We start from the raw sequence: 24,881 nt of genomic DNA, 5'->3' as shown, positions 1-24,881 counted from the left end.
CATGGAAAAACCCGTTCGCCGCGTCGTCACCGGCCATGATGCCCAGGGCCGCGCGATCATCCAGGAAGACGGCACCGTGCCGCGCGTCCAGCGTGTCGGCGGCGATATCGGCCCGATGTTTCATGAGGTGTGGAACACCCAGGCGACACCCGCCCCGATCGACGCCGCCTCGGGCGAGCCGCCCGAACAGGGCATCGTCCTCGCGCCGCCGAAGAACGGCACCCGGATCCGCGTGCTCGACATCCCGCCCGAAGGCGACGGCATTCGCAACATGACGCCGGAAGAGGCGAAGGCGCATTTCGCCGAGGTTGGCGCCGGCAGTGCCTCGGCGCATGGCGAAGGCTCGCGCCACGCGCTGATGCACCGCACCGAGACGATCGACTATGGCATCGTCCTCGAAGGCGAGCTCGTCCTGATCATGGATGAGGGCGAGACGACGGTGCGTGCCGGCGACATCGTCATCCAGCGCGGCACCAACCATGGCTGGTCGAACCGCTCCGACAGGAATTGCCGCATCGCCTTCATCCTCATCGACGGCGAATTCGATGCGAGCCTGAAGCGCTGACGATGCGGCTGACGATCACCGGCGCCGACGGCTTTGTCGGCCGGGCGGTCGTCCGGCGGCTGCGCGAGACGAGCGTCGCCGCCGATCTGCTGCTGGTCGACCGGGCGTTTTCGGAAGAAGGCTCCGGTACGCGCCTGACAGGCGATCTCACCGATCCGGCTGTGCTGGCGCAAGCCGTGCGGAATTGCGACGCGCTTCTTCACCTGGCCGCGCTGCCCGGCGGCGCTGCCGAGCGCGATCCTGCCGCATCCCGCGCGATCAACCTCGATGTGCCGCTGCGCCTGATCGAAGCGATGCAGGGCCGGCGGCTGATCCTCGCCGGATCGATCGCCGTGTTCGGAGCGGCACCCGCCGGTCCGGTGGACGATGGTACGGTTGCCGTCCCCGACAGCGTGTACGGCACGCACAAGCGGATGGTCGAACTCGGTTTTGGCGATGCGGTGCGGCGCGGTGCTCTGCGTGGCGCCGTTCTGCGATTGCCGGGCATCGTCGCCCGTCCGGCGTCGGCCGGCGGGTTCGGATCCGCATTTCTGAGCGATCTTTTCCACGCCGCGCGCGCCGGCCAAGCCTATGCCGTGCCGGTAGCGCCCGATGCAACGAGCTGGGTCTGCTCGGTATCGGCCTGTGCCGCCAATCTCGTCGCCGCCCTGCTGGCGGACATCGCCGAGCAGCACCCCGTCACCCTGCCCGCGCTGCGCTTCGCGATGGGCGATCTGGTCGCCGAACTCGTCCGCCGCTTCCCGATGGCGACGATCACCCATGCGGAGGATGCGGCCTTGCGCCGCAGCTTCGGCAGCTATCCGCCGCTGCACACGCCCCGCGCCGCCGCGCTCGGCTTCACCGCCGAACGCGACGTACGGCAATTGGTCGAGGCGGTGCTCCCGACCTGCTGACACCCCGATCCCAAGGAAAGAACTCTCCATGCGACTTGCCACCCGTGACAACGGTACCGCCGACGGCGAACTGATCCTGGTTTCCCGCGACGGCGCCACCTGCCTGCCGGCCGGCGCCGCTGCGCCCCATCTGCTGGGCGCGCTCGAACACTGGGAGGCGGCACTGCCCGCGTTGCAGGGCACGGCCGCGCGGCTGGAGGCAGGCCAAGGCAGCCCGCTCGATCCCGCCACGCTGCGCGCGCCGCTGCCGCGCACTTGGCAGTGGCTGGATGGCTCCGCCTTCCCGACACACGGCGAACTGATGCAGCAGGCCTTCGATCTCCCGCCGATCGAAACCGACAAGCCGCTGATGTACCAGGGCCTGAGCCATCAGTTCCTCTCCCCGACCGAGGATGTGCCCTTCCCGTCCGAAGCCGATGGCATCGATTTCGAAGGCGAGTTCGGCGTCATCACTGGCCCGGTGCCGATGGGCTGCCCGGCCGATCGGGCGCTGGCGCATGTCCGGCTGATCGTCCTGATCAACGACTGGTCGCTGCGCACGATCGCGCCGGTCGAGATGAAGACGGGCTTCGGCTGGATTCAGGCCAAGCCGGCATGCAGCGTCGCGCCCTTCGCCGTCACGCCCGACGCGCTCGGCCAGGCCTGGCAGAACGGTCGCGTCTGCCTGCCGCTCACCGTCGCGGTGAACGGCGCCTGGTTCGGCAGCCCCAATGGCGACGCCATGGCCTATGGCTTTCACGAACTGATCGCCCATGCGGCGCGGACCCGCAGCTTGCCGGCGGGCACCATCATCGGATCGGGCACCGTTTCCAACGCCGATCACGCTACGGTCGGCTCGACCTGCATTTCCGAGCGAAGGGCGATCGAAAAGATCGCACACGGCGCCTTCCGCACCCCCTTCCTCAGCGCAGGCGATCGCGTGCGGATGCACGTGGGCGAAGACGCAGCGTTCTTCGGCAGCATCGATCAGCGGGTGGCGCTGGCACGCTGAGGCGGCAGGCGCCGGCCAGTCCTATTTCACCGGCGTCGCCTGGCGCAGGGCGCGTGAAAGAACGTCCATCGAATAGGGCTTGCGGACCAGATCAGATCCATGGGTGCCGCCCTAGGCATGCCCTGCCGCTGTCGTTCCAAGCTTGCCGGAGCAACTCCGTCTACCGAGGATCTTCCCGATCCCGGGGGCTCAGCGGGCTCTTCTGCGAGGCATGATGACTACTCGGCTGCGCGGAGAGGCGCCGGCATACTGCCAGCACGCCAAAACGATCGCGATGCTCGGCAATGCCTTTGTCCTCGAAATTGGGATCCAAGGCGTCCGGACATCTAGGGGCTGCCCAGTCGTCGAAGCGCTGCAGGATGTGGTGGCGAAATCGCTGGCCCTGCGTGACCTTTGCACAAGCCGAGCGGCACGACAGTTGACGCAGTCCTGCCGCGGCGCGCGACAGGCGCGCCGCGGAGGTCACGTCATTCCTCTTCAGCGGCCTCGGCTTCTTCCTTGGTCTTGTGATTGATCCCCTGCTCCTCGGCGGGCGGTGAGTAGACGGTGAACAGCTTCAGCGGTTCGTCGCCCTTGTTGATAATGTTGTGCTTCGCGCCCTTCGGGATGACGATCATGTGGTTGGGCGTCACCTTGGTACGGCTCCCGTCGACCACCGCCTGGCCTTCGCCCGCCACGAAGAAGGTGGTCTGATCGGCGTCATGCGTTTCCTCGCCGATGTCCTCGCCGGGTTCGATGCTCATCAGCACCACCTGGCAATTATCATCATAATAGACTTCCTTCTGGAAGTTCTTGTTCTTCGTCGCCAGGTCGATGATGTCCTTGTTGAATACGGCCATGCGGCATCTCCTGCTTGTGTGGACACTCGTGCCGGGGCGAGCCTGCTCCGGCGGGACCGCCGCTCTCAACGATGTGCCGGCACGAAGGGTCCGGTCGCATGTTCGATTGCAACGCGATGCGATCATTCGCTCGAGGTACAAGCTCGCATCTACAAGGAGAAATGCCTGCAGAGCCGCCACAGCCGCTCGCCTGCAGCAGGGGTACCCACGTACCGGCGGGCCTCAAACGCTTCCGGCGCATTGCCCTAGGGTCATGGTCCCAAGAGTTGATATCCTGGGGGAAGCCGGCTGCGACAATATGCACGTCATGATTCCGGCGGAGCGCCAGCGCGACACCTGCCGCATCACTGCGTCCAGGCCATCGGGCCGATCACGGTGCCGACGAATCCGCCTGCTTCGTGCGTGCTGAGGAAGCGCGCGTCGAGGTCGCGCTTCAGCGTGCCCTTGGCCTGTCCGCTCGCATAATCGAACGCGATGGTGCCGCCGGTGATCCGCAGGGTCAGTGTAACCGGCGCAGTGCCGGGTAGCGGGCGCGCGGCGACCAGTTGCTCGTCACCTTTTTGGCGCGTGTAGAGCGCGAGCGTCCGAACGCCGCCGGCGCGGGTCAGCCCGAAGAATAGATGGTTCTGGTCGCTCTGCACCGCGGCCAGACCGGCGCGATCGCCGTCTTTGACGGGCGCATAGCGAACGGTGACGCTGACGGTGGCGTTGGCGTGCTGCTGGCGACGACCGACAAATCCAGGCACCTGCTGCAGATCCCCTAAAGGGCCGCCCTTGGTGATCACCAGTTCGCCGCCTTCGACCTTGTAGAAGGGTGTCTTGGGGGTGCGGATGCCGATCCACTGCATCGACAGCCGGTTGCCGGCAAAGCGGTCGACATAGCTGAAGTCGCCGCTGGTCGGCAGCACAGGCCTGGGCTGTCGGGGAAGTGCCGGCGCCTTGGCGACGAGCGGCACCGCCTTGCCCGCGGGCAGGATGATCGGCCAGCCATCCACCCAGGTGACCGGCAGCAGGAACGTCTCGCGGCCGGCATTATAGAAATCGTCGGCATAGGGGCGCACCCCCAGGAAGGTCGCCCACCAATCGCCATTCTGCGTCTGCACCAGCTTGGCGTGGCCGGTGGAGGTCACCGGATGCGGCCGGTCGGGATCTAGGTCGCGCTGGGTGAGGATCGGATTACCGGCGAAGGGCACATAGGGCCCGCGCAGCGTGCGCGAGCGAAACGCCACCTGCGAATGATTGACGCTCGTCCCGCCCTCGGCGGCGGTGAGATAGTACCACCCGTCCTTCTTGAAGATGTGCGGCCCTTCGATCCACACCGGCTTCTTGGCGATATCGACGCCGCCGTTGATGAGCTGCGTGCTGGGACCCACCATCTTGCCGGCCCGCCAGTCATACTCCTGGATCCAGATCGCACGATGGCCATCGTAGCGCGGCGGCTCATCGGGTGCGCGGTTGTTGACGATATAGGCCTTGTCCCCTTCCCAGTAGATCGAGGGATCGATGCCTTCGAAGGGCAGCCAGATCGGATCGGACCAGGGGCCGCGCGGGTCCTTCGCCGTGATGACGAAATTGCCGTTGCAGCTCACGCAGGTGTTCACGATGGTGAAGGTGCCTTGGTGGTAGGAGATGTCCGGTGCGAACACCGCCTGCGACGTGCGCATGCCGGTGAAATCGAGCTGGCCCGGCCGGTCGATTGCGTTGGCGATCTGCGTCCAGTGCACCAGGTCCTTCGAATGAAAGATCGGCAGTCCCGGATAATGGGCGAAGGACGACAGGACGAGATAATGGTCGCTGCCGACGCGGGTGACCGATGGATCGGGATAATAGCCGGAAAGAATGGGGTTGCGATATTCGCCGGCGCGAAGCGCCACCGTTTCCGCAGCGCGGCCCGCATAGCGGAAGTCGCTGAACCGCGCCGGTGCCTGCGCCGTCGCGGGCGTTGCCATGATGGTCGCCAGCAATGCGGGCGCCGTGAACCGTGCAATCATCAGGCTGTCTCCTGCTCCGGGCGTGTATCTGCGTGGTGATGAACATCGGAATCTTGGCCGCACTACCGCCAGAGCCCTGGATCGTCAGGGCCGACAATTACCATTGCGCGAGCGACTTCAAGAGAAAAACTAGGGCCATCCGCTCAAAGCTGTTTGGCGTGCCCCCGCGCCGCTAGCGCGAATGCCGCCGGATAATCCACATCGTTTCAAACCGTTGATCCGCATCAAACGGCGGAACGCGGATGCCGGCTGCGCCGTTTTACGGGTTCAGGCACCGGTCCTCGGTGCCGCTTCCAGAGGGTAACCATGACAGCGTTGGTGCAGCCGGCCGATTTTGCGCGCCCGGCGACGGCGAACGGAATGCGGGTGCAGGAGCGCAGCGTCTATCGCGGTCCCCATCTCTACAGCACGCGGCCGATGATCCGCATCCAGGTGGATCTGCGCGACCTGGAGCAGTGGCCGAGCAACAGGCTGCTCGGCTTTGCGGACGCGCTGCTCGCGCTGCTCCCCGGGCTTGGCATCCATGGCTGCAGCTATCAGCGTCCGGGCGGCTTCGTCGATCGGCTGCGCGAAGGCACCTGGATGGGCCACATCATCGAGCATGTCGCGCTCGAGCTGCAGACACTCGCCGGCTCGCGGGTCACCCGCGGCAAGACGCGGTCGGTGAAGGATCGGCCGGGCGTGTACAATATCCTCTATGCCTATCGCGACGAAGCGCTGGGGCTCGCCGCCGGCCTGGCCGCGATCCGGCTCGTGGCAGACCTGCTGCCCCAGCCGCTGCGCAAGGTGGAGGGGCTGCGCCTGCTCGGCACCGCGCCGCTGGATTCCCCACAGGACGTGCGCGCGATCGTCGCTCCGCTGCAGGCGATCCTCAAGGCGAATGCCCTAGGCCCTACCACGCGTGCGCTAGTAGAGGCGGCAGAACGACGCGGCATCCCGGTCACGCGGCTCAACGAGCAGAGCCTGATCCAGTTCGGCTATGGCAGCCGCCAGAAGCGCATCCGCGCTAGCATCACCGGCGATACCGCGCAGATCGCGGTCGACATCGCGGGCAACAAGGCAATGACCAAGCAGTTGCTGGCCGAGGCCGGGCTGCCCGTGCCTCGCGGCGTGGTGGTTCGGCGCTGGGAAGAAGCGCTGGAGGAGGCGAAGCGGCTGAAATGGCCGGTGGTGATAAAGCCGCTGGACGGCAATCACGGCCGCGGCGTCACCACCGGCATCATGGAGGAAGACGCGGTGCGCACCGCCTTCGGACTGGCCGCGCAACATAGCCGCCGGGTGATCGTCGAACAGCAGGTGCCGGGCAACGATCATCGCATCCTGGTAGTGAACGGCAAGGTCGTCGCCGTCGCCGAGCGCGTGCCGGCGCAGGTGATCGGCGACGGCTTCCATTCGATCGCGCAGCTGATCGACGATCTCAACCAGGATCCGCGCCGCGGCACGGGGCACGAGAATGTGCTGACCCGGATCGTGATCGACGAAGCGATGCTGGCGCTGCTGGCAAAGGCCGGCCGCACCCCCGCGACCATTCCGATGGCGGGCGAGCAGGTGATCCTGCGCGACACCGCCAATCTCTCCACCGGCGGTACCGCAGTCGACCGGACGGACGTGATTCACCCCGCCAATCGCGCGATCGCCGAGCAGGCGGCGGCGGTCGTCGGCCTCGACGTTTGCGGGATCGACTTTCTCTCGCCGGACATTCGGCGCCCGGTGCGCGAGACCGGTGGCGGGATCGTCGAGGTGAATGCCGCGCCCGGCTTCCGCATGCATCTGGAGCCCTCGAGCGGCACCCCGCGCGACGTGGCGACCCCGGTCATCGACATGCTGTTTCCGCGCGGATCGCGCAGCCGCATACCGATCTTCGCGATCACCGGTACGAACGGCAAGTCGACCACTGCCAGGATGGTGTCCCGCATCCTGTGCCAGTCGGGCAAGAATGTCGGCATGACGTCTACCAGCGGCATCTACTTCAACGGCCATCTGATGGTGGAGGCCGATGCCAGCGGACCGAAGAGCGCGCGCGCGGTGCTGCGCAATGCCGCGGTCGACGTGGCGGTGCTGGAAACCGCACGCGGCGGGATCCTGCGCGAGGGGCTGGGCTATGACGCCGCCGATGTCGGCGTGGTGCTGAACGTCACCGCTGATCATCTGGGGCTGAAGGGTATCGACACCGTCGAAGAACTGGCCGCACTGAAGGGCGTGGTGGTGGAAAGCGTGGCACGGCGTGGACATTCGGTGCTCAATGCCGACGATCCGATGTGCCACCGCATCGCCCGGCACGCACGCGGCACGATCGTGTGGTTCTCGCTGTCTGGCGGCAGTGACCTTTCCGATCAGCTGCGTCGCCACATCGCGGCGGGCGGCATGGCGGTGGTGCGCGAACCCGACAGCTATGGCGGGTGCATCGCGATCCACCGCGACGGCGAGCGGATTGAACTGATGCCCGCCGCCGACATCCCCGCCACCTTGGGCGGGATCGCCGAATTCAACATCGCCAATGCGCTCGCCGCGGTGGCGATGTGCGTTGCGCAGCGCGTGCCGTTGGATGCGATCCGCGAGGGGCTTCACGCCTTCAGCGTCTCGTTCGAGGACTCGCCGGGACGCCTCAACATCCATGACGCACACGGGATGCGCTACATTCTCGATTACGCGCACAACCCCGCAGGCCTGCGCGCGCTGGGGCAAGTGATCGAACAGATGCGCCCGCGCTACCGCCGCGTGATCGGCATGGTCAGCATCCCCGGTGACCGGCGCGACTGCGACATTGTCGAGATGGGCCAGCTCGCCGGCGCTCTTTTCGACGAGATCGTTTTCCGCGAGGCGCCCGACGGCCGGGGACGCCCGCGCGGCGAGACCAACGGGCTGATGTCCGAAGGCGCGATGCAGGCAGGGGTGCAGCCGGAGAAGGTCCACCGCATCGTCGACGAGATGGACGCGGTGAACATGGTGCTTCAGCTTGGCCGCCCGGGCGACCTGCTGGTGATCATGCCCAGTGCGATCCAGGCGGTGTGGGATCGAATCCTCGCCTTCGAGCCCGAAGCGACAGTTCGGGAGACGCTGCATGTCTGAAGCAGCCCGGTGGGCGATCATCGTTCATGGTGGCGCCAAGACCATCGATCCGGCGCTCCATGATCGCAACCGCAAAGGCTGCGCCGCCGCCGGCAGGGCGGGCGCAGACGTGCTGCGCGTCGGCGGCAGCGCGGTGGCGGCGGCCGAAGCGGCGGTTCGGGTGCTGGAGGACGATCCGGTGTTCAACGCGGGCTTCGGCTCCGTACGGACGAGCGACGGCACGGTCGAGATGGACGCCGCGATGATGGAGGGTTCCAGCCTCGCGATCGGGGGTGTCGCGGGGGTGCGGCGCGTGCGCAATCCGATCGGCGTCGCGCGCGCGATGCTGCCGGACCAGCCCGTGCTGCTCGCCGGCGAAGGCGCGGAGCGGTTCGCGGCGGCGCACGGCATCGCGCTGGTCGAGCCCGAGACGATGCTGTCCCGCGAAACGCTCGCCTCGGAGAACAGCAAGGCACATGATACGGTGGGCTGCGTGGCGATCGACGCCACGGGCGCGATCGCGGCTGCCACATCCACCGGCGGACTACCGGGCAAGCACCCCGGCCGGATCGGCGACTCTCCCGTCCCTGGCGCCGGGCTCTATGCGGACGATACGCTGGGCGGCTGCGCCTTTTCGGGCGACGGCGAAGCGATCCTGCGGACGATGCTCGCGGCGCACGTGATGCACGCCTTGGAGACAGGCGGCACCGCACACGAGGCGGCCGAACACGCGATCGCTCGGCTCGGCAGGGTCGGCGGCGAGGCGGGCGCGATCGTGGTGGACCGATCCGGCGCCTTCGGCATTGCGCACAACAGCGATCACTTCGCGCTGGCACTGCATTCCAGCGAGCTCGATGCTCCGCGTGCTGCCGTTCACCGCGATGAATTGAAGGATATCCTGCATGGCTGAACGGGGCGGACCGCTGATCATCATCGGCGGCCACGAGGACAAGGAAGGCGACAAGGCCATCCTTAAGGAAGTCGCCGCGCGCGTGAAGCAGGGCAAACTGGTGATCGCCACCGTCGCCAGCCACAAGCCCGAAGGCTATTTCGACGCCTATCAAAAAGCGTTCGGTGCGCTGGGCGTCGACCATCTCGTCGAGCTGTATGTGCACGAGCGCGGCGACACGCTGGAGCAGCAAATGCAGTCGGTGCTCGAAGGCGCCGCCGGCATCTTCTTCACCGGCGGCGACCAGCTGCGCATCTCCAGCCAGATCGGCGACACGCCGGTGGAACGGATGGTGCGCGACATTCACCAGCGGGGCGGCGTGGTGGCGGGGACGTCCGCGGGCGCCTCGGTGATGAGCGAAACGATGCTGGTAAAGGGCTCCAGCTCGGAATCGCACCGCATCGGCGATCTGCACATGGCGCCCGGGCTGGGGCTGGTGCGCGACGTGATCATCGACCAGCACTTCGCCGAGCGCGGGCGGATCGGGCGGTTGCTCGGCGCGGTGGCGCAGAACCCGCGGGTGCTGGGCATCGGCATCGACGAGAATACCGCGATCGTGCTGGAGGGCTGCTGCTTCCGGGTGATCGGCGCGGGCGCGGTCTACATCGTCGATGGGTCGGGCGTAACGCATTCCAACATCGCCGAAGCCAGCCCGGAGCGCACGCTATCGATGCACGATGTGCGGCTGCACGTTCTCAGCGATGGGGACGGCTTCGATCTGGACGAACGCCGCCCGGCACTGCGGAAGGGCTGAAGCTCGACGGTGCAGCATCACCGGTGCATGCTGGGCGCGTCTGGCTGAAGCGGTGCGCTCGTCATCGCCGCGGTGAAGCGCACGATGCATGCGCCCATGCCCTCACATCTCCTCGCCTCGCTGCCGCGCGTCGCGGCCAAAATGGCCTTCAGGGTCGGCGCTCCCTGCCGGATCCGGAATCGCATCTCGGCCGCGACATCCGTCAGCCGCTCTGGCAACCGGACCCTTCCGACTCTAGCCACAGCATTCCTGGTCGACGAAGGTGTCGTCGCGGCGATCGACCCCAGCCAGCCTCGCGTTCCTCGCCTTTGCGTAACCCGAGCGTTGGCGAGGCACGGATGATGCCGGACAACGTTGGTGGAAATTCCGCTTCACACAGGCGATCGAGCATCGATGGGACATCTCGCTATCCTCACCGCTCCGCTGCCGGGTCATCTGAACCCGGTGCAGGTACTGGCCAGCGCCCTGGTCGGTCGCGGCTGGCGGATATCGCTGGTACATCTGGACGCAGCGCGGCGGTTCATTACCACGCCTGATATCGGGTTTACGCCCTTGCCGGGCGGAACGGAGCAGGTGCTGGAGGCGTATCTCGCCACCCTCGTGGAGCCGAACGGCCCCACGCGCCTCAGACGCATGATCGGTGCGACCGCGGCGATGACGGACAGGCTGCTGGCGGAAGCGCCCGGGGTGCTGGATCGGATCGGCGCCACCGCGATCCTCGCGGATGCGGTGGAACCCGCCGGTCCGCTGATCGCCGCCAGGCTCAAGCTTCCTTATGCCATTGCCGTGACCGGCCTGCCGCTCCTGGGCGAAGCCGATGTGCCGCCGCCCTTCGTCGGCTGGCGGTACCGCCCCGATGCGCTGGGCAGGTTCAGGAACCGATCCGGCTATGCGATCACCGATTGGCTGATGCGGCCCGTCCAGCGTGTGATCGATGCCCGTCGTCGCGAATGGAACCTCCCGGCGAGTTGCCCGCGACCACGGGTTCAGGTCGCGCAGTGCCCGCGGGGACTGGATTTCCCCCGCCGGCGCCTGCCGCCGGAGTTTCACTACGGGTCCCCCTGGCGCGCCGCCGAAACAGAGCCCCTGCACTTGCCGCACGACGGCCGCCCTTTAGTCTTCTGCTCGCTCGGCACGATACAGGGGGCTCGCCGGGAGCTCTTCGTCACCATGGCACGGGCTTGTGCGGCGATCGGCGCAAGAGCCGTGATCGGCCATGGTGGCGGCCTTTCGCCAATGGAAGAAAACGCACTGCCCGGCGATCCGTTGGTGCGTGCCTTCTGGCCGCAGGCGGCGGTACTGCGGCAGTGTGCCGCCGCGGTGCTCCACGGCGGCTTCAACTCGGTGCTCGATGCGCTCGCCGCGGGCGTACCGATCGTGGCGCTGCCGATCGGCTTCGAACAGCCCGCAACCGCTGCCCGGCTGGCGCATATCGGCGCAGGGCGCGTCCTGTCCCCGCGCGGGCTGAGCGTCGGCGAATTGGCCCTCGCGTTGGAAGCCGTCCTCCGGCAGCCAAGCTATCGGCAGGCCTCCCGTACCATCGGCGCCGAGATCGCTGTCGCCGGAGGTGCGGCCGCCGCCGCTGCCGCCGTCAACGCCGCGCTAGCCGCTCCCGCCTGAGTGCCGGCAGCCGCCACCAGGGTGTGCCGGGGCTCAGGTGATGTTCGTGATGATAGGCACCGAAGTGGAAGCAGGTAATCAGCGACAGCATCGGCCCCAGCGTGTTGCTGCGCGCATGATGTTTGTCGGCAAACGGCCGGCCATCATGGCGGTGCGGCAGATAAGTGCCGAACAGGAACAACTGCCCCAGCGCCAGCAGCGCGGGCACCGCCCAGAAGACGACGATGTTGAGCAGCGACGCCCCCAGCAGCAGATAGACGATCGCCGCCGCGGTGATCCGGGCGAGCTGGCCGTGCGTATAATAGGTCCGGAAGAAGGATCCGAACCAGGGTAGTGCACGCTGCGGCGCGTCGGCATGGAAGTCTGGGTCGTCGGCACTGCCGGGTGCCGCATGATGGGCGTGGTGCTTGGGCAGCAGGACGGCGTAGGAAAGGCCGGCATATGCGCCCAGGCAGAGCGCTCCCACAACCGCGTTCCATCTCGGCCTGCCCGGTGCAAGCGATCCATGCATGCAATCATGCGCGACAATGAACAGCCCGGTGCTGAGCCAGGCCTGTAGCAGGACGATGAACACCGCCAGCGGCGCGGCGGCGATGCTCCAGCGCCAGAAGAAGATGCACCCGACATGCACGGCCAGCCAGGCGCCCCCGATCGCCGCAGCGATCCACCGCCCGCGCTGTGCGACCCGCTTGTCCTGCGCGTCGATGCCACACCGGCCTTGTCGTCCTTCGTCGCGAGGTGCTTCTAACCGGGTCATGGATTGCTCCGGTGCTGCCCGCGCTGCCGTGCAGGCAGGTCGACGGCAGCATGGTTGGCAATGGGGTAAGCCGTTGTGACAAAAGAACGCCTTGTCTTCAACGCCAGGCAGCGACGCCGGGTCCGCGGCGCGAACGCTAAATCTGCGATCCGGGAAGGATGATGAGCCGATGCATCGCGCTCGTCCGCACCACGGCCGCCGGGACGTAAGCATCTCTGGAAGGTCAAAGCTCGCCTGCGGCCATCAGCGTCGGAAACGCCGAGGGCAGTTCCCGACCTAGAAAGCCGATGGGACCGACACGTTCCGCCAGCTGCCGGCCTGCTTCGCCATGCAGCCACACGCCCCAGGCGGTCGCCGGCAGCGGATCGGCGCCCCGCGCGAGCAGCCCGCCGATCGCACCGGCCAACACGTCGCCGGAGCCTCCGGTTGCGAGGCCGGGGCCGCCGCCGGGATACCGCAATACCCGGCCATCGGGCGTGGCGATATGCGTCTCCGGCCCCTTCAGCGCCACCACGGCGCCAAACCGTTCCGCAGCCGCCCGCGCAACGGTGGCAGGCTCGCGCGCAATCCGTTCGGGCTCTTCGTCCATCAGCGTCGCCATCTCGCCAGGATGGGGCGTCAGCACGGCCGCGCGCTCGCGCCCTTTGACCATCGCCGCGCGCGGCCCCAGAACCGCCAGCATGGCCGCGTCCAGCAGTAGCGCAGGCCGGTCGCGCGAGAAGGTGAGCACTGTATCCACTATCGCCCCGGCGTCCGCAGCGCTCCCTGTCCCAGGGCCCAGAACAAGCGAGTCGCACCGCTCCAGTAACCCTGCCAGCATCGGTCCGGCGTCGCCGCCCAGCTCACCCGCCGCGTTCGCCGGAAGCCCGAACACCGCGGCCTCCGGCATCGCCATGCCAAGCGCGAGCGCCGCGCGCTCCACCGTCGCCAGCTGGACCTTGCCTGCACCGGTGCGCAGCGCGGCCTCGCCGGTCAACCGCAGGGCGCCCGGAACCCGCTCCGCGCCGCCCGCGATCAGGACGCGCCCGCGCGCATTCTTGTCGGTCGCGTGCTCGCAGGGCGGCAGCGGATGGGCGGCCAGCCAGGCGCGATCCAGCGCGATCACCCCCGCGCTCCCACCATTGCATCGGGCGATGTCGTCACCCGGGCGGATGTGCTCTCCTCCATCGGCGCGGTGACGTTATAGCGCACCAGCTGCATACCCCCTTCCCCACACTCATATTCGGTGACCGAACAGTTGGCGACGTCTCCGGCGCGGTCGATCGCCAGGATCTCCGCCTCGCTCAATCCCTCCAGAATGTACCGCAGGCACAGCACGACAACCTGATGGGCGACGATCATCACCGGCCTTCCCGCATAATGCAGCGACACCGTGTCGAGCAGTGAGCGCAGCCGCAGGATAACGTCGCACCAGCTCTCGCCGCCTGGCGGCCGGTGGTAGAACTTGCCCAGCAGCCGCCGGAACTCGGCCTGCTCCGGGATTTGCGCGGCGATGCCCGCAGTGGTGTATCCGTCCAGAATCCCGAACTCTTTCTCGCGCAGCCGCTCGTCGGCGCAGATGATGGCGTTGGGCAAGCCGCGATGGGCGTCGCGCAACAGCCGTGCGGTCGCATGCGCGCGAACATAGGGGCTGCAAAGAATCACTTCTGGCTGGCCGTGTCCCTCGCCCGCGGCGAACCATCGTCCGAGCGCCATCGCTTGGCGCTCCCCGAGCGCAGAAAGCGGCACATCCACGTCGCGATGGTCGAGCGTTATGCGTTCCGCTCCGGCGTAATGCGCTGCATCTCTGGCGACATTGCCGGCGCTTTGGCCATGCCGGATCAGCCACAGCCGCGCCGGCCATCTGGAGGTAACGGAAGTCATCGACAATAAATGCCAGGAATCACAGCGCGTTCCCCAAGCGATGCAGGCGCGCGGCCAAAAAGCAGGCTCGCTCCGATGCTCCGGCCGCCCTCCTGGCCGTGCGGCCTTACCGTCAGAGCGGCGATACTTGCGACACTCTCCGCCAGCCCGGCCTTCACGCCGGCGCGGCAGGACGGGGTTCACCCCTCTCGCGCTCGGGATAGCGAGGCATCAGCAGACGTCGCGACTTCCTCGCGGCGCGCCTGTTGCGAACGGCCGACCGGTCTGGTCGTTGGACGCGCTGATCGCGCGGATCGCTGCGTTCCAATATGTACTGGTGCCCTAGCCGGACTCACATCCACCTCCAGAAACCCCAGAAAACTGACATTTTTTGCGTCCCCAGAATGCCGTGACCCACTCGTGGCTCACCAAAACTTGGTTCCGAAACCCGGACACGAACCCTCGCCTATCGAACCCATTTGGTAGTATTGGGTACGCTTCGCAGTACGCTTTCGGGCGATTGTGTTGAAAAGGTGGGAGTCGACGGCAGGCATGCCCGTGGTTTGAAATGGAGCCAGGCGCGCGCGCACCTCAGGCGGGTGCCATCCGTGTTGGCATCGGGATCAACTTGGCCATCTTGCGGAGGTTCTGGGCGGTAGCGGCGAGGAGGAACTCGTCTTTTGCGCCGTTGGAACCTCGCAGGCGCAAACGATCGAGCTTCAGGATGCGCTTGAGGGGCGCAAACAGCATCTGGACCTTCTTGCGCTGGCGACGGGAGCTTACATAGGCGTGGGTGGTGGCAATATCGCGGGCCAGGTCACGAGCGCCTTCGTGGATAGAGTGCGTGACCTTACGGGTCTCGGGCGAAATCTTCTTCGCCTCGGTCAACCGCTTCGCCCGCGCCTTCCAAGGGGAGGATCGCGCGGGCCAGGTGGTGATCGACGTGACGGCGGCCCATTTCTGGGACATCTCCGGCGTCGGCGCGCTCGACAAGATCGTCGCGCGGCTTTGTCGCGACGGCCGCGACGTCGAGGTGGTCGGCTATAACCGTGCGAGCGCAGACATCGTCGATCGCTTCGCACTCCACGACAAGACCGGCGTCGAACTGGGGCTGGCACCGCATTGAGCCCCCGGGTGGCGCGACGGCAGTTGCGGCCACCTTTTCGCCCGACGGGCGTTCAGCGTGCACATATGCTGAAAAGTGCAATCAACCCCCGCGTGTTCTTGGGCGCCTCGGCGCTCATCCTGGCCTTGCTCGGCGTCACCACCGCGATGCCCGGCAGCGCCGACCTCGCCTTCAAGGCGGCGCAGGCCTGGACCATCGACACGTTCGGCTGGTTCTACATTGCCGCGGTCGCGGTGTTCCTGGCCGTCGTCCTCGCGCTCGGCTTCGGGCCGGCAGGAAAGCTGAAGCTGGGGCCGGACGATGCCGAGCCCGACTTCCCCTATCTCTCCTGGCTGGCGATGCTGTTCGCCGCCGGCATGGGCATCGGGCTGATGTATTTCGCCGTGGCCGAGCCGATCCAGCACTATATCTCGCCCCCGGAAGCCAAGAGCGGCACGATCGCCGCGGCGCGGGAGGCCATGGCGATCACCTTCCACCATTATGGCGTCCATGCCTGGGCGATCTACGCGCTGGTCGGGCTGAGCCTTGCCTATTTCACCTATCGCAAGGACCTGCCGCTCACCCTGCGCTCGGGGCTGGCGCCGATCCTCGGCAAGCGCATCGACGGGCCGCTCGGCGACGCGATCGACATCTTCGCGGTGTGCGGCACGGTGTTCGGCGTAGCGACGTCGCTGGGCTTCGGCGTCTCGCAGATGACCGCCGGCCTCGCCTATATCTACGCCCTTCCCGACACGCTGACTGCCAAGATCGTCGTGATCGTGCTGGTGATGGGGGCGGCGACGCTGTCGGTGCTGAGCGGCGCGGATCGCGGCATCCGGCGGCTGTCCGAACTCAACCTCACCGTCGCCGTGCTGCTGATGCTGTTCGTGCTCGCGCTGGGCCCCACGCTGTTCCTGCTGCGCGCGCTGGTGCAGAATTTCGGCCTGTATCTCGATCACTTCGTGATCCGCACCTTCACGCTCTACGCCTATGAGCCGCGCGCCTGGATGGCGGACTGGACGCTGTTCTACTGGGCGTGGTGGATCGCCTGGTCGCCCTTTGTCGGGATGTTCATCGCCCGCATCTCGCGCGGGCGGACGATCCGCGAGTTCGTCATCGGCGTGCTGTTCGTGCCCACCGCCTTCACCTTCCTGTGGATGACGGTGTTCGGCAACACCGCGATCTCGCTCGATCTGGGCGTGGCATCGGGCGGGATCGCGCAGGCGGTGCAGGCCAATCTCTCCACCGCGCTGTTCAAGTTCCTGGAGTATCTGCCCGCCGCAAGCGTCACCTCCACCCTCGCCATCCTGCTGGTGGCGGTGTTCTTCGTCACCTCCGCCGACTCCGGCGCGCTGGTGATCGACACGCTGGCCTCGGGCGGCAAGGAAGACACGCCGCGCTGGCAGCGGATGTACTGGTGCGTGCTGCTGGGCGCGACCGCCACCCTGCTGCTCGTCGCCGGCGGGCTCGGCGCGCTCCAGGCGGCGACCCTGCTGGCGGCGCTGCCCTTCTGCTTCATCATGCTGCTGCTCGCCTATGGCCTGATCCGCCAGACCAATGCCGACCTTGCCGGCGAAGCGATCCCCGACGAAGCGCCTGCGATCAGCGAGCGCCTGAAGCGGCTGGTCCTGCCTGCGCGAAGGTCCGACATTCTCGAACAGCTCCATCGCAACGGCGAGCCCGCGCTGCGCGCCGTCTACACGGCGATGCAGGCCGAGGGCTGGACCGACCTGCTGCTCGAAATGGAAGAGAGCCAGGTGGCGCTTATCGTCGGCAGCCAGAGCGAACGACCGTTCACCTACCGCCTGTTGCCGCGCGCTCGGCCCCTAGCCGCCTATACGGCGCTGGAGGCGTCCGAAACGCGCCGCAGCATCGGCTGGTCGCTTGCCGTAGAAACGCTTCCGCCCGCCAAGTCGCGCGACCTCACCGGATTCTCCACGCGGCAGATCACCGGAGACGTCCTCAGCGCGCTGGAGCGATGGAAGGCGCGCTGATCGCCTAACGATGGTCGAAGCCGGAGATCGCTCCAGCGCAGATAACAGCCCTCCAGCACTGCAATTCGGGAATTAATCCTTTTCCACGGAACATGATCGGGTACGACCCGTTGCCCTAGAGACCGCCACGATATCGCTGCAGCATATCGAGCGCCCGATCGGGGCGCCACGGGCGGCGCGTTCAGGGAACGCCCAAAGGGACCATCCACCATCCGAAAGGAGATGCCCAATGGCAGACAACAACACGCTCGATCGCAACGAAACCCAGGACATGATCTCGTCCGCCAAGGTCGAGGGAACGGCCGTCTATGGCCGTGACGGAGAGAAGATCGGCTCGATCCACCACCTCATGCTCGGCAAGCGTGACGGCAAGGTTCGCCATGCCGTGGTGAGCTATGGCGGCTTCCTCGGCATGGGCGAGGACTATTTCCCGCTGCCGTGGAACGAGCTCACCTATGACGAGGAGCGCTCGGGCTATGTCGTCCAGCGTGACGCGGACCAGTTGCGCGGTGGACCGCATTATGCGCGGGACCACGAGCCGGTCTGGGATCGCGCCTATGAGGCGCAGGTCACCGGCTATTACGCCTGACGACGGCAAGGGTGCGGCGGCGATCGCCGCCCCCACCCCTCCAACGGATAGGAACACGCCATGATCAAATGGGCCCTCATCTTCGCCATTCTTGCCGCCGTGCTGGGTGTGCTGGGCTTCGGCGGCCCCGCAGCAGCAGCCTGGGGCATCGCCAAGCTTCTGTTCTGGATCGCGCTCGTGGTTGCGCTGGTGCTCTTCGTGCTAGGCTTCACGATCTACAAGAAGGCGACCTGATCACTCCGCATCATATTTCTGCGTGAAGGGGCCGCTTACCAGCAGGAGGAGCAGCACCGACGAGGCCAGGATGCCGGCAAGCCAAAGCATGCCGATGCCGCACAAAATGCCGATCACGCCCGCCGCCCAGATTGACGCGGCGGACCCTGCCCCCTTCACATAATTCTCCTCGCGGAACATCGCGCCGGCACCAAGAAAGCCGATCCCGGTGATCACGCCCGCGAAGACCCGGCCAGGCCCTACGTCCAGCTGCGGATCCCGTGTGCGCACCGCGAGTTCCAGGATCGCCAGCGAGAGCGCGCAGGCCCCCAGCGACACGATTACAAACGGACAATAGTCGATTGGCTTGCGGCGGAGGAACCGCTCTAGCCCGATCAGCAGCGGCAGGAGCAGCGAGGCGCCGATCCGCAGCAGCGCCTCGCCCCAGGGGATGTGGATCGGAGAGAAGGTTCCTGGCTCCATACCTGGGAAACGGATGGTCCCCCGCGGGGTTGCGCCATGCTACGGGAGAGCGAGCACCACCGCCGCCGTTCCGACCACCAGCACCACCAGCAGCGCGCCCATGCGCGCGTAATCGGTGAAGCGATAACCGCCCGGCCCCATGACCAAAAGATTGTTCTGGTGGCCGATCGGCGTGAGGAAGTCCGCCGACGTGCCGATCAACACCGCCAGCAGTGCGGCATCGGGTGCGATCCCAAGCACCCGCGCGGCATCGATGGCGAGCGGGCCCATGATGATCGCGGTCGCGACGTTGTTGAGGAAGATCGACAACAAGAGGGTCATGCCGCACAGCGCGGCGATCACCGCCACGGGCGGCAGCCCCGCAAGCGTCGTCCCCAGCCACTGGGCGGCGATGGCGGCGGCACCGCTCGTCTCGAAGCTGTGGCCCACCGGGATCATCGCCGCGAGCAGCACGATCACGCTCCAGTCGATCGCCTGGTAGACATCGTCGGCGCCGATCAGCCGCGTCGCGACCAGCACGACGGCAGCGGCAAGAAAGGCGAGCGCTGGCAGCGCCCCGAACCCGACGATCGCGAGAATCGCGGCTAGGAAAATTGCCACGACCGGAGCCGCGCGGCGGCGGGCGACCGGCAGGCGATCCACCCGGTCGATCTCGAGCAGCCGGGCACTGCCGACAAACTCGGCAAGGTCCGCCGGGCGGCCGCGCACGAACAGCTGGTCGCCGGCCTCGATTCGCAGCGAGGGCAGCGGCGCGCGCCGTCGCGCGGCCCGCGGTCCCACGGCGACGACCGTCAGCGTATCGCCGCTGCGGATACGAACCGCCTCATGGCTGAGCCCGATGAGGAACGAGCCGTGCGCCACGACCACGCGCGCCGTGACGCTGTCGTCGTCCGCCGCATGGAGGTCGGCCGCGAGCCCGGCCGCGTCGGCAGCGTCCCATTGCTGGCGGCGCGACACGACCAGCAGCCGGTCGCCCGCTTCCACCTGCACCTCGGGATGCACGCGATGCCCCTCCCGGAAGACGGCAAGCAGACGGACTGCTGCCGCCCGTAGACGGGGGAGCAGGGTTGCGAACGGCAGGGCCTCTCGGGCGGTCAGCTCGTACACCCGCCAAGGCGGCCGCGCCGGACGGTCCATCCCCTGTCGCACCGGCAGCAGCCGCCAGCCGACCAGCACGAGGTACAGAAGCCCCACCGCCGAAACCGCCACCCCCACCGGCGCCATCTGGAAGAAGCCGAAGCCCGTGCCCAGCTCCTTGGCGCGCACCGAGGACAGGATGAGATTGGCGGGCGTCCCGATCAGCGTCGTCATGCCGCCCAGAATGGTGGCGAAGGCGAGCGGCATCAGCGTCGCGGCAGGCGGCCGCTTGGCCTCGCGCGCCACCTGCGCGGCGATCGGCATGGTGACGACGAGCGCGGCGATGTTGTTCATGAAGGCGGAAAGGAACGCGCCCAACACCAGCAACACCGCGAGCCGGACGGTAAAGCCTGCACGCGCCGGCATCAGCGCCCGCGATACGCTGGCAGCGACGCCGGACAGCTCGATCGCGCGACCGATCACCAGCACCGCCGCGACCGCGATCACGGCGGGATCGGCGAAGCCGGCAAAGGCCTCTCCCGGTGGCGTAAGGCCGAGCAGCACGCAGGCGAGCAGCGCCAGCAGCGCGACAAGGTCGTGGCGCACGCGTTCCGAAACGAACAACACCAGCGCGCCCAGCAAGACGGCGGCGCTGAGAATCGCCGGGGTCATCCGCGACCCGCCCGCCAAAGCGGGGCACAGGCACGATGGACCGATCGGCGGCGCGGGTGCGTTTGCAAAGACATGACTGTTTCAAACCTTCGGTTTCGCTGCATGGTTGCAGCCCCCCTTCTCCTGTCCGTTGCACCTCCCGCTGCCGCCGCTGCCGTTCGCCAGGGTGCCGCTGTTCTCATGTCCGCGGGGCAGGCGCAGGCTGCGCTCCGGTCGCTCGCAACCGAGCCCGAGCTTCAGCGCTTCTATGATCGGGCACAGTGGCGCCTCGTTTGGACCGACGCGGCCGCGCGCGCCCTCGAAAATGCGATCGCGCACCGTGCCGATCATGGGCTGGATCGACTGTCCTTCCCGTCCTCTGTCGAGCCTGCCGCAAGTCCCGAGGCGCTGGATGTCGCACGCACGCGCGCCGCGCTGCGCTATGCCCGCGCGCTGGCCATGGGCGTAGTGGATCCGGCAACGCTGCACGCCGTCTACACCCTGCCCCGCCCCGACGTCGACATCGCAGGGGGGCTTGCCACCGCGCTCGACCGCGGCGACCTGCCCGCCTGGCTTGCCGGCCTTGTCCCGCAGGACGCAGACTATCGCCGCCTTTCCGAGGCCTATCGCGCCGCGGTGGCAGAGCAGCGCCTCGGCAGCGGCTCCGCCCCCCAAATCGCTGCGGACGGCCTGATCCGCCCTGGCGACCGCGACGATCGCGTTCCGGCGATCGTCAAGCAACTCGCAGCGGAAGGCTATCTGCTGGACCTCGGTACGACCTCGCCCTCGGCCCCCGCCCCGTCTCACCTCTATACCAGCGACATCGCCGATGCGGTGCGCGCGCTGCAGCGCGACTATGGCCTTGTCGAGGACGGGGTCGTCGGTCCGCGCACGATCCAAGTGCTGACCCTGAGCCCGGCCGACCGCGCCCGTACGCTCGCCGTGGCGCTCGAACGGCTGCGCTGGCTGGCGCGCAATCCGCCGGCGACGCGGATCGACGTCAATATCGCCGCCGCGCGCCTCGCTTATTACCGCGACGGCATCCTGGTCGACAGCCGCAAGGTGATCGTCGGCAAGCCAGGGCGCGAGACGCCGCTGCTCTCCTCCCCGATCTACCGGCTGGTCGCCAACCCCACCTGGACGATTCCCAAGTCGATCGAAAATACCGAGCTGGCGCATGTCGGCCCGGACTATCTCGCCAGCCACAACATGGTGCGCCGGGGCGGCTATATCGTCCAGCAGCCGGGGCCGGACAATGCGCTGGGCCTGGTCAAGTTCGACATGGTCAATGACCAGGCGATCTATCTCCACGATACCAGTGCGCCGGCCCTGTTCGAGCGCAGCCAGCGGCATCTCAGCCATGGCTGCGTGCGGGTGGAGGATGCGCTGGGCTTCGCGCAACGCATTGCCGAGGACGAAGGCGTGGCCGATCGCTGGCAGGCGGCGAGCGCCAGCGGCGCGCAGACCTTCGTGGCCCTCCCGGTACGCATCCCGGTGCGGCTGCTCTACCAGAATGCCTTTGTCGACGAGATCGGCCGGGTAACGGTCCGCACCGACCCCTATGACTGGAACGGGCCGGTCGCGCGGGCGCTCGGCTTCGACGACGGTGCGCACACCAGAACGCAGGCCGACGCCATCGACATCGGCCCCTGACTCAATGCTCGGCGTCCGCCGCGCCGGTCAGCTTCCAGCGGCGGAGGAGCGGCGGCATGGTGAGGCCTTGTGCAAATATCGAGAAAGCAACGACGCCGAAGGTGACCACGACGATCGCACCGCGCTCGGCAACGCTCGCCGGCACCGCCAGCGCCAGCGCAAGGCCCACTGCCCCGCGCAGCCCGCCCCAGACCAGCACATGCTGATAGGTTGCCGGCAGCCGCAGCCCCGTGCGCCCGAACAGCGCCGCCAGCGGATAGACCGCCGCCGCGCGGCCGAGCAGCGTCAGCAGGATCCCCGCGATCAGCGCGCCGCTCACCAGCGCGATCGGCTGGTGCGCCTCATGGCTGCCGATCAGCAGGAACAGGCAGGAATTGGCGAGAAAGGCAGCATAGGCCCAGAAATCCTGGACATGCTGGCGCCCCGCGACCGAGATCGATCCTCGCGGCCCGATCGCGCCGACGATGATCCCGGCCGCCAGTGCGGCGAACACGCCCGAGGCATGGACATGCTCGGCCAGCAGGAAGCTCGCCCAGGCGATCACGGTGGTCAGCGTCACCTCGACCAGATGGTCCTCGGTCCGCCCCGCGACGGTCAGCACCACGAAGGCGATCGCGGCGCCGATCGCCACGCCGCCCAGCACCGTCCAGAGCAGCGACGTCGCGACGCTACCGACGCTGAGCCCGCCACCCTCGGCGACCGCAATGAGGATCGCGAAGCCCACGGCGGCAACGCCGTCGTTGAGCAGGCTTTCCGACTCCACCACCATGCTCAGTCGCGGTTCGGCCTTCATCTCCTTGAATGCGGCGATCACCGATACCGGGTCGGTCGCCGCGATCAGCACGCCGAAGAAGGCCGCGCCCAGCCAGCTCCAGCCCAGCAGCCAGTGCATGCCGACGGTGACCAGCAGAGCGGAGATGGCGACGCCGAGAAACGCCAGCACGATGGTGAGCGGCAGCTCCTCGCGGAACCGCTGCCAGCGCAGCTGCAACGCCGCCTCGAAGATCAGTGGCGGCAGGAACACGTTGAAGATCAGCTCCCGCGACAGCGGCAGGTTGGCGCCCACCGGCAGGAAAGCGAGTGCGATCCCGGCCAGCACCAGCCCGGCCGTATAGGGCAGCCCGATCCGCCGCGAGATCATCGCCACCAGCGACGCGACGATCAGCAACGTGCCGAGTTCGGGAAGACCGATTTCGTTCAACGCGGGCACTCCTGTTGGGGCTGGGCGGGAGAAAATCCCTAGGGCAGAACCGGCGCCGGGACGAGCGCAAAGCGTTGCCCGGCAGGCGGGGCTGCGCTTGCCGCGAGACCGGCACGGTGCAATTGCTCGGCAATGGCGAGCGCGCGTCGCTGCGTGAGGTTGGGTTTCGCTGGCGCGGTGCCCTTGGGCAGGCCCGGCACGCCGAGCGCACCGATGTTCCAGCGCCTCGCCGCCCAGATCGACGCAGCGACGGCCTCGGTCGCCCGCGCGTCGAGGCTATCGACATTGTCCGCGAAACCGATCTCCGGCAGCGGCCCCTGCGGCGGAACGATCGCCACCGTCCAGTCGCCCGCGCGCTGCGCCGCCCGCGTCTCGAGCATGCGGTAGGTCTCGATCCCTGCCCCCGGCAGCGGCGTCGCGGCGGCGGTGGCACGGTGATGGTCGCGGTCGACGGTGACGTCGTCGGGCTTCAGGCCCGCGATCAGCGCCACCATCTGCGCGATCTCGGTCACGCGCTGCGTCTCCTGATTGGACGCCTCCCCTGCCCGCCGCAGTTCCTCGCGCTGTGCCGCCAGCGCGTCGGCGCCCGCGCCGAGCAGCACCTGGTCGAGATTGAGGCGAACGGGCCGACCGAGCTGCGCCGCCAGCGCCTTCTGGATGGTCACGGTCTTCTGCATCGCGTCCTGCGGGGTAATCACCACGGCGCGGACGACCAGAGGCTCTCGGGTGAAGTCGAGGTCGAGCTGGGTGACCCGCGCCTTGGCGCCGAACCGCTCCGCCAGCAGCGTTCGCGCCTGGGTGACCGCCACCGCCTCGCGACCGATGCGGTTGAGCGAGATGCCGAGCGGGATCGCCATCGCGACGAAGACGAGGATCAGGATCGCCGTCTGCGTCCAGGTCTGGCGGCGCGAAAGATGATGGCCGAAGCCGTAGAAACGCGCCATCGCCGTGGCGGAGAGCGCGATGGTGATGAAGTTGGTCACGAACAACGCCAACGCACCCATCCCCACCGGCGCGTTCCACGTCGCGATGCCATAGCCGACGACCGCCAGCGGCGGCATCAATGCGGTGGCGATGGCCACGCCGACAATGGTTTCGCCCCGCCCGCGAATGATCGCATAGGTACCCGCCAGCGCCGCGAACAACGCAACGGCCAGGTCGAACAGATTGGGCCGAGTGCGCGCGACGATCTCCGAGGTCGGCGCCTGCAGCGGGGAGATGGTAACGATCAGCGCGGTGAATGCGACGGCGGCAAAGGCGCCGATCGCCAGCGCCTTGAGCGACCTTCGCAGCTCGACGAAATCGAACAGCGCGAGGCTGAAGCCGAAGCCGAGAATGGGGTTCATCAACGGAGAGATCAGCATCGCGCCGATGACCACCGCCGGCGAGGACAGCAGGAGGCCCAGGACCGCAATGCCGGCGGACATCATCGTCATGAAGGCAAAGCGGCCGGACCAACCGCTGTCCTCCACGATCCGGGCGACCACCGCCTCGTGGTCGATCGGCGCTACCACCGACTGGCGCCACCAGCGATACAAGGCCAAATGCAACAGGCGCTCGCGGAGCCGGGCACGGCTGTCCGTTGCTTGGATGGCTTCGTTCAAGGCGGTCCTCGTCCCGTTTTCTGTTCGTTGCGCGGACGTTAACCGCAATCCGTCCGTAGGCG

The 24,881-nt window shown here is 67.5% G+C and carries 21 protein-coding genes and 2 pseudogenes; 12 read left to right on the top strand and 11 right to left on the bottom strand.

All coding sequences use genetic code 11. The features are described from left to right. Position 1: 1 nt before the first annotated feature. Genes B215_RS0105690 through B215_RS0105680 form a run of 3 tightly spaced genes read left to right on the top strand, consistent with a single transcriptional unit; the run spans position 2 to position 2,449 of the window. Positions 2 to 565: a cupin domain-containing protein gene (locus B215_RS0105690; RefSeq protein ID WP_019368672.1), complete on the top strand. Its 564-nt coding sequence runs from the start codon at positions 2 to 4 to the stop codon at positions 563 to 565. Between the two features lie 2 nt (positions 566 to 567). Then, positions 568 to 1,458, top strand: coding sequence for an NAD-dependent epimerase/dehydratase family protein (locus tag B215_RS0105685; RefSeq protein WP_019368671.1), 891 nt, complete (start codon positions 568 to 570; stop codon positions 1,456 to 1,458). A 28-nt stretch (positions 1,459 to 1,486) separates the two neighbouring features. Further along, positions 1,487 to 2,449: a fumarylacetoacetate hydrolase family protein gene (locus B215_RS0105680; RefSeq protein WP_019368670.1), complete on the top strand. Its 963-nt coding sequence runs from the start codon at positions 1,487 to 1,489 to the stop codon at positions 2,447 to 2,449. A 160-nt stretch (positions 2,450 to 2,609) separates the two neighbouring features. Here the strand turns inward: B215_RS0105680 and B215_RS21240 are convergent, their stop codons facing one another. The 3 genes from B215_RS21240 to B215_RS0105670 all read right to left on the bottom strand — a co-directional run bounded on the left by B215_RS21240 (position 2,610) and on the right by B215_RS0105670 (position 5,279). Next, on the bottom strand, positions 2,610 to 2,915 hold the full coding sequence (locus B215_RS21240) for a hypothetical protein (protein ID WP_152997932.1): 306 nt from the start codon (positions 2,913 to 2,915) through the stop codon (positions 2,610 to 2,612). A 1-nt stretch (position 2,916) separates the two neighbouring features. Continuing rightward, entirely contained in the window at positions 2,917 to 3,288 is a 372-nt protein-coding gene (locus B215_RS0105675) for a cupin domain-containing protein (protein WP_019368669.1), read from the bottom strand. A gap of 344 nt (positions 3,289 to 3,632) precedes the next feature. After that, complete coding sequence (locus B215_RS0105670; RefSeq protein ID WP_019368668.1) at positions 3,633 to 5,279, bottom strand: glycoside hydrolase family 43 protein; 1,647 nt, start codon at positions 5,277 to 5,279, stop codon at positions 3,633 to 3,635. Positions 5,280 to 5,585: 306 nt separating this feature from the next. Here B215_RS0105670 and cphA point away from each other — a divergent pair, with 306 nt between their 5' ends. The 4 genes from cphA to B215_RS0105645 all read left to right on the top strand — a co-directional run bounded on the left by cphA (position 5,586) and on the right by B215_RS0105645 (position 11,650). Next, positions 5,586 to 8,348 (top strand): cyanophycin synthetase, encoded by a 2,763-nt coding sequence (cphA, locus tag B215_RS0105665; protein WP_019368667.1) that lies wholly within the window; start codon positions 5,586 to 5,588, stop codon positions 8,346 to 8,348. Then, positions 8,341 to 9,237: an isoaspartyl peptidase/L-asparaginase family protein gene (locus B215_RS0105660; protein WP_019368666.1), complete on the top strand. Its 897-nt coding sequence runs from the start codon at positions 8,341 to 8,343 to the stop codon at positions 9,235 to 9,237. The genes cphA and B215_RS0105660 overlap by 8 nt, the downstream gene beginning before the upstream one ends. Next, on the top strand, positions 9,230 to 10,030 hold the full coding sequence (locus B215_RS0105655) for a cyanophycinase (protein WP_019368665.1): 801 nt from the start codon (positions 9,230 to 9,232) through the stop codon (positions 10,028 to 10,030). Before B215_RS0105660 ends, B215_RS0105655 begins: the two co-directional genes overlap by 8 nt. Before the next feature lie 393 nt (positions 10,031 to 10,423). After that, positions 10,424 to 11,650: a nucleotide disphospho-sugar-binding domain-containing protein gene (locus B215_RS0105645; RefSeq protein ID WP_019368663.1), complete on the top strand. Its 1,227-nt coding sequence runs from the start codon at positions 10,424 to 10,426 to the stop codon at positions 11,648 to 11,650. On the opposite strand, the gene B215_RS19615 is transcribed toward B215_RS0105645, so the two are convergent. The 4 genes and pseudogenes from B215_RS19615 to B215_RS20820 all read right to left on the bottom strand — a co-directional run. Continuing rightward, positions 11,622 to 12,407 (bottom strand): fatty acid desaturase, encoded by a 786-nt coding sequence (locus B215_RS19615; protein ID WP_019368662.1) that lies wholly within the window; start codon positions 12,405 to 12,407, stop codon positions 11,622 to 11,624. The genes B215_RS0105645 and B215_RS19615 overlap by 29 nt on opposite strands. Positions 12,408 to 12,630: 223 nt before the next feature. Then, a complete protein-coding gene (locus B215_RS19610) occupies positions 12,631 to 13,512 on the bottom strand; it encodes an NAD(P)H-hydrate dehydratase (RefSeq protein WP_019368661.1) in 882 nt (293 codons plus the stop codon). Next, positions 13,509 to 14,270, bottom strand: a complete 762-nt coding sequence (locus tag B215_RS0105630) for a histidine phosphatase family protein (RefSeq protein ID WP_019368660.1) — start codon at positions 14,268 to 14,270, stop codon at positions 13,509 to 13,511. Before B215_RS0105630 ends, B215_RS19610 begins: the two co-directional genes overlap by 4 nt. Before the next feature lie 570 nt (positions 14,271 to 14,840). Next, positions 14,841 to 15,107 (bottom strand): annotated as a pseudogene (locus tag B215_RS20820) (transposase); the annotation flags it as partial. Between B215_RS20820 and B215_RS0105620 the strand changes: the two are divergent. The 4 genes and pseudogenes from B215_RS0105620 to B215_RS20815 form a co-directional block, all read left to right on the top strand. Beyond that, positions 15,097 to 15,375: pseudogene (locus B215_RS0105620) on the top strand (STAS domain-containing protein); the annotation flags it as partial. The pseudogenes B215_RS20820 and B215_RS0105620 overlap by 11 nt on opposite strands. Before the next feature lie 65 nt (positions 15,376 to 15,440). Beyond that, positions 15,441 to 17,348 (top strand): BCCT family transporter, encoded by a 1,908-nt coding sequence (locus B215_RS0105615; RefSeq protein ID WP_019368657.1) that lies wholly within the window; start codon positions 15,441 to 15,443, stop codon positions 17,346 to 17,348. Between the two features lie 229 nt (positions 17,349 to 17,577). Continuing rightward, positions 17,578 to 17,937, top strand: coding sequence for a PRC-barrel domain-containing protein (locus B215_RS0105610; RefSeq protein WP_019368656.1), 360 nt, complete (start codon positions 17,578 to 17,580; stop codon positions 17,935 to 17,937). 60 nt (positions 17,938 to 17,997) lie between these two features. Next, a complete protein-coding gene (locus B215_RS20815) occupies positions 17,998 to 18,171 on the top strand; it encodes a DUF1328 domain-containing protein (protein ID WP_019368655.1) in 174 nt (57 codons plus the stop codon). On the opposite strand, the gene B215_RS0105600 is transcribed toward B215_RS20815, so the two are convergent. Together B215_RS0105600 and B215_RS0105595 are read right to left on the bottom strand one after the other, a co-directional pair. Then, positions 18,172 to 18,633 (bottom strand): MgtC/SapB family protein, encoded by a 462-nt coding sequence (locus B215_RS0105600; protein WP_019368654.1) that lies wholly within the window; start codon positions 18,631 to 18,633, stop codon positions 18,172 to 18,174. It lies immediately after the preceding gene. A gap of 39 nt (positions 18,634 to 18,672) precedes the next feature. After that, a complete protein-coding gene (locus B215_RS0105595) occupies positions 18,673 to 20,382 on the bottom strand; it encodes an SLC13 family permease (protein ID WP_019368653.1) in 1,710 nt (569 codons plus the stop codon). 180 nt (positions 20,383 to 20,562) lie between these two features. Between B215_RS0105595 and B215_RS0105590 the strand changes: the two genes are divergently transcribed. Then, positions 20,563 to 22,014 (top strand): L,D-transpeptidase family protein, encoded by a 1,452-nt coding sequence (locus B215_RS0105590; protein ID WP_019368652.1) that lies wholly within the window; start codon positions 20,563 to 20,565, stop codon positions 22,012 to 22,014. A gap of 1 nt (position 22,015) precedes the next feature. Here the strand turns inward: B215_RS0105590 and B215_RS0105585 are convergent, their stop codons facing one another. Next, positions 22,016 to 23,224, bottom strand: a complete 1,209-nt coding sequence (locus tag B215_RS0105585; RefSeq protein WP_237718455.1) for a cation:proton antiporter — start codon at positions 23,222 to 23,224, stop codon at positions 22,016 to 22,018. Between the two features lie 29 nt (positions 23,225 to 23,253). Then, on the bottom strand, positions 23,254 to 24,819 hold the full coding sequence (locus B215_RS0105580) for a DUF389 domain-containing protein (RefSeq protein ID WP_019368650.1): 1,566 nt from the start codon (positions 24,817 to 24,819) through the stop codon (positions 23,254 to 23,256). Positions 24,820 to 24,881 lie beyond the last annotated feature (62 nt).

This window comes from Sphingomonas sp. ATCC 31555 (assembly GCF_000282895.1).
Classification (GTDB): Bacteria; Pseudomonadota; Alphaproteobacteria; order Sphingomonadales; family Sphingomonadaceae; genus Sphingomonas.
This window is presented reverse-complemented; position numbering and strand designations above follow the sequence as displayed.

Coding starts and splice junctions, on each gene's coding strand:
- B215_RS0105690 (WP_019368672.1), top strand. CDS start 2: ATGGAAAAACCCGTTCGCCGCGTCGTCACCGGCCATGATGCCCAGGGC.
- B215_RS0105685 (WP_019368671.1), top strand. CDS start 568: ATGCGGCTGACGATCACCGGCGCCGACGGCTTTGTCGGCCGGGCGGTC.
- B215_RS0105680 (WP_019368670.1), top strand. CDS start 1,487: ATGCGACTTGCCACCCGTGACAACGGTACCGCCGACGGCGAACTGATC.
- B215_RS0105675 (WP_019368669.1), bottom strand. CDS start 3,288: ATGGCCGTATTCAACAAGGACATCATCGACCTGGCGACGAAGAACAAG.
- B215_RS0105670 (WP_019368668.1), bottom strand. CDS start 5,279: ATGATTGCACGGTTCACGGCGCCCGCATTGCTGGCGACCATCATGGCA.
- cphA (WP_019368667.1), top strand. CDS start 5,586: ATGACAGCGTTGGTGCAGCCGGCCGATTTTGCGCGCCCGGCGACGGCG.
- B215_RS0105660 (WP_019368666.1), top strand. CDS start 8,341: ATGTCTGAAGCAGCCCGGTGGGCGATCATCGTTCATGGTGGCGCCAAG.
- B215_RS0105655 (WP_019368665.1), top strand. CDS start 9,230: ATGGCTGAACGGGGCGGACCGCTGATCATCATCGGCGGCCACGAGGAC.
- B215_RS0105645 (WP_019368663.1), top strand. CDS start 10,424: ATGGGACATCTCGCTATCCTCACCGCTCCGCTGCCGGGTCATCTGAAC.
- B215_RS19615 (WP_019368662.1), bottom strand. CDS start 12,407: ATGACCCGGTTAGAAGCACCTCGCGACGAAGGACGACAAGGCCGGTGT.
- B215_RS0105630 (WP_019368660.1), bottom strand. CDS start 14,270: ATGACTTCCGTTACCTCCAGATGGCCGGCGCGGCTGTGGCTGATCCGG.
- B215_RS0105615 (WP_019368657.1), top strand. CDS start 15,441: ATGCTGAAAAGTGCAATCAACCCCCGCGTGTTCTTGGGCGCCTCGGCG.
- B215_RS0105610 (WP_019368656.1), top strand. CDS start 17,578: ATGGCAGACAACAACACGCTCGATCGCAACGAAACCCAGGACATGATC.
- B215_RS20815 (WP_019368655.1), top strand. CDS start 17,998: ATGATCAAATGGGCCCTCATCTTCGCCATTCTTGCCGCCGTGCTGGGT.
- B215_RS0105600 (WP_019368654.1), bottom strand. CDS start 18,633: ATGGAGCCAGGAACCTTCTCTCCGATCCACATCCCCTGGGGCGAGGCG.
- B215_RS0105595 (WP_019368653.1), bottom strand. CDS start 20,382: ATGACCCCGGCGATTCTCAGCGCCGCCGTCTTGCTGGGCGCGCTGGTG.
- B215_RS0105590 (WP_019368652.1), top strand. CDS start 20,563: ATGTCCGCGGGGCAGGCGCAGGCTGCGCTCCGGTCGCTCGCAACCGAG.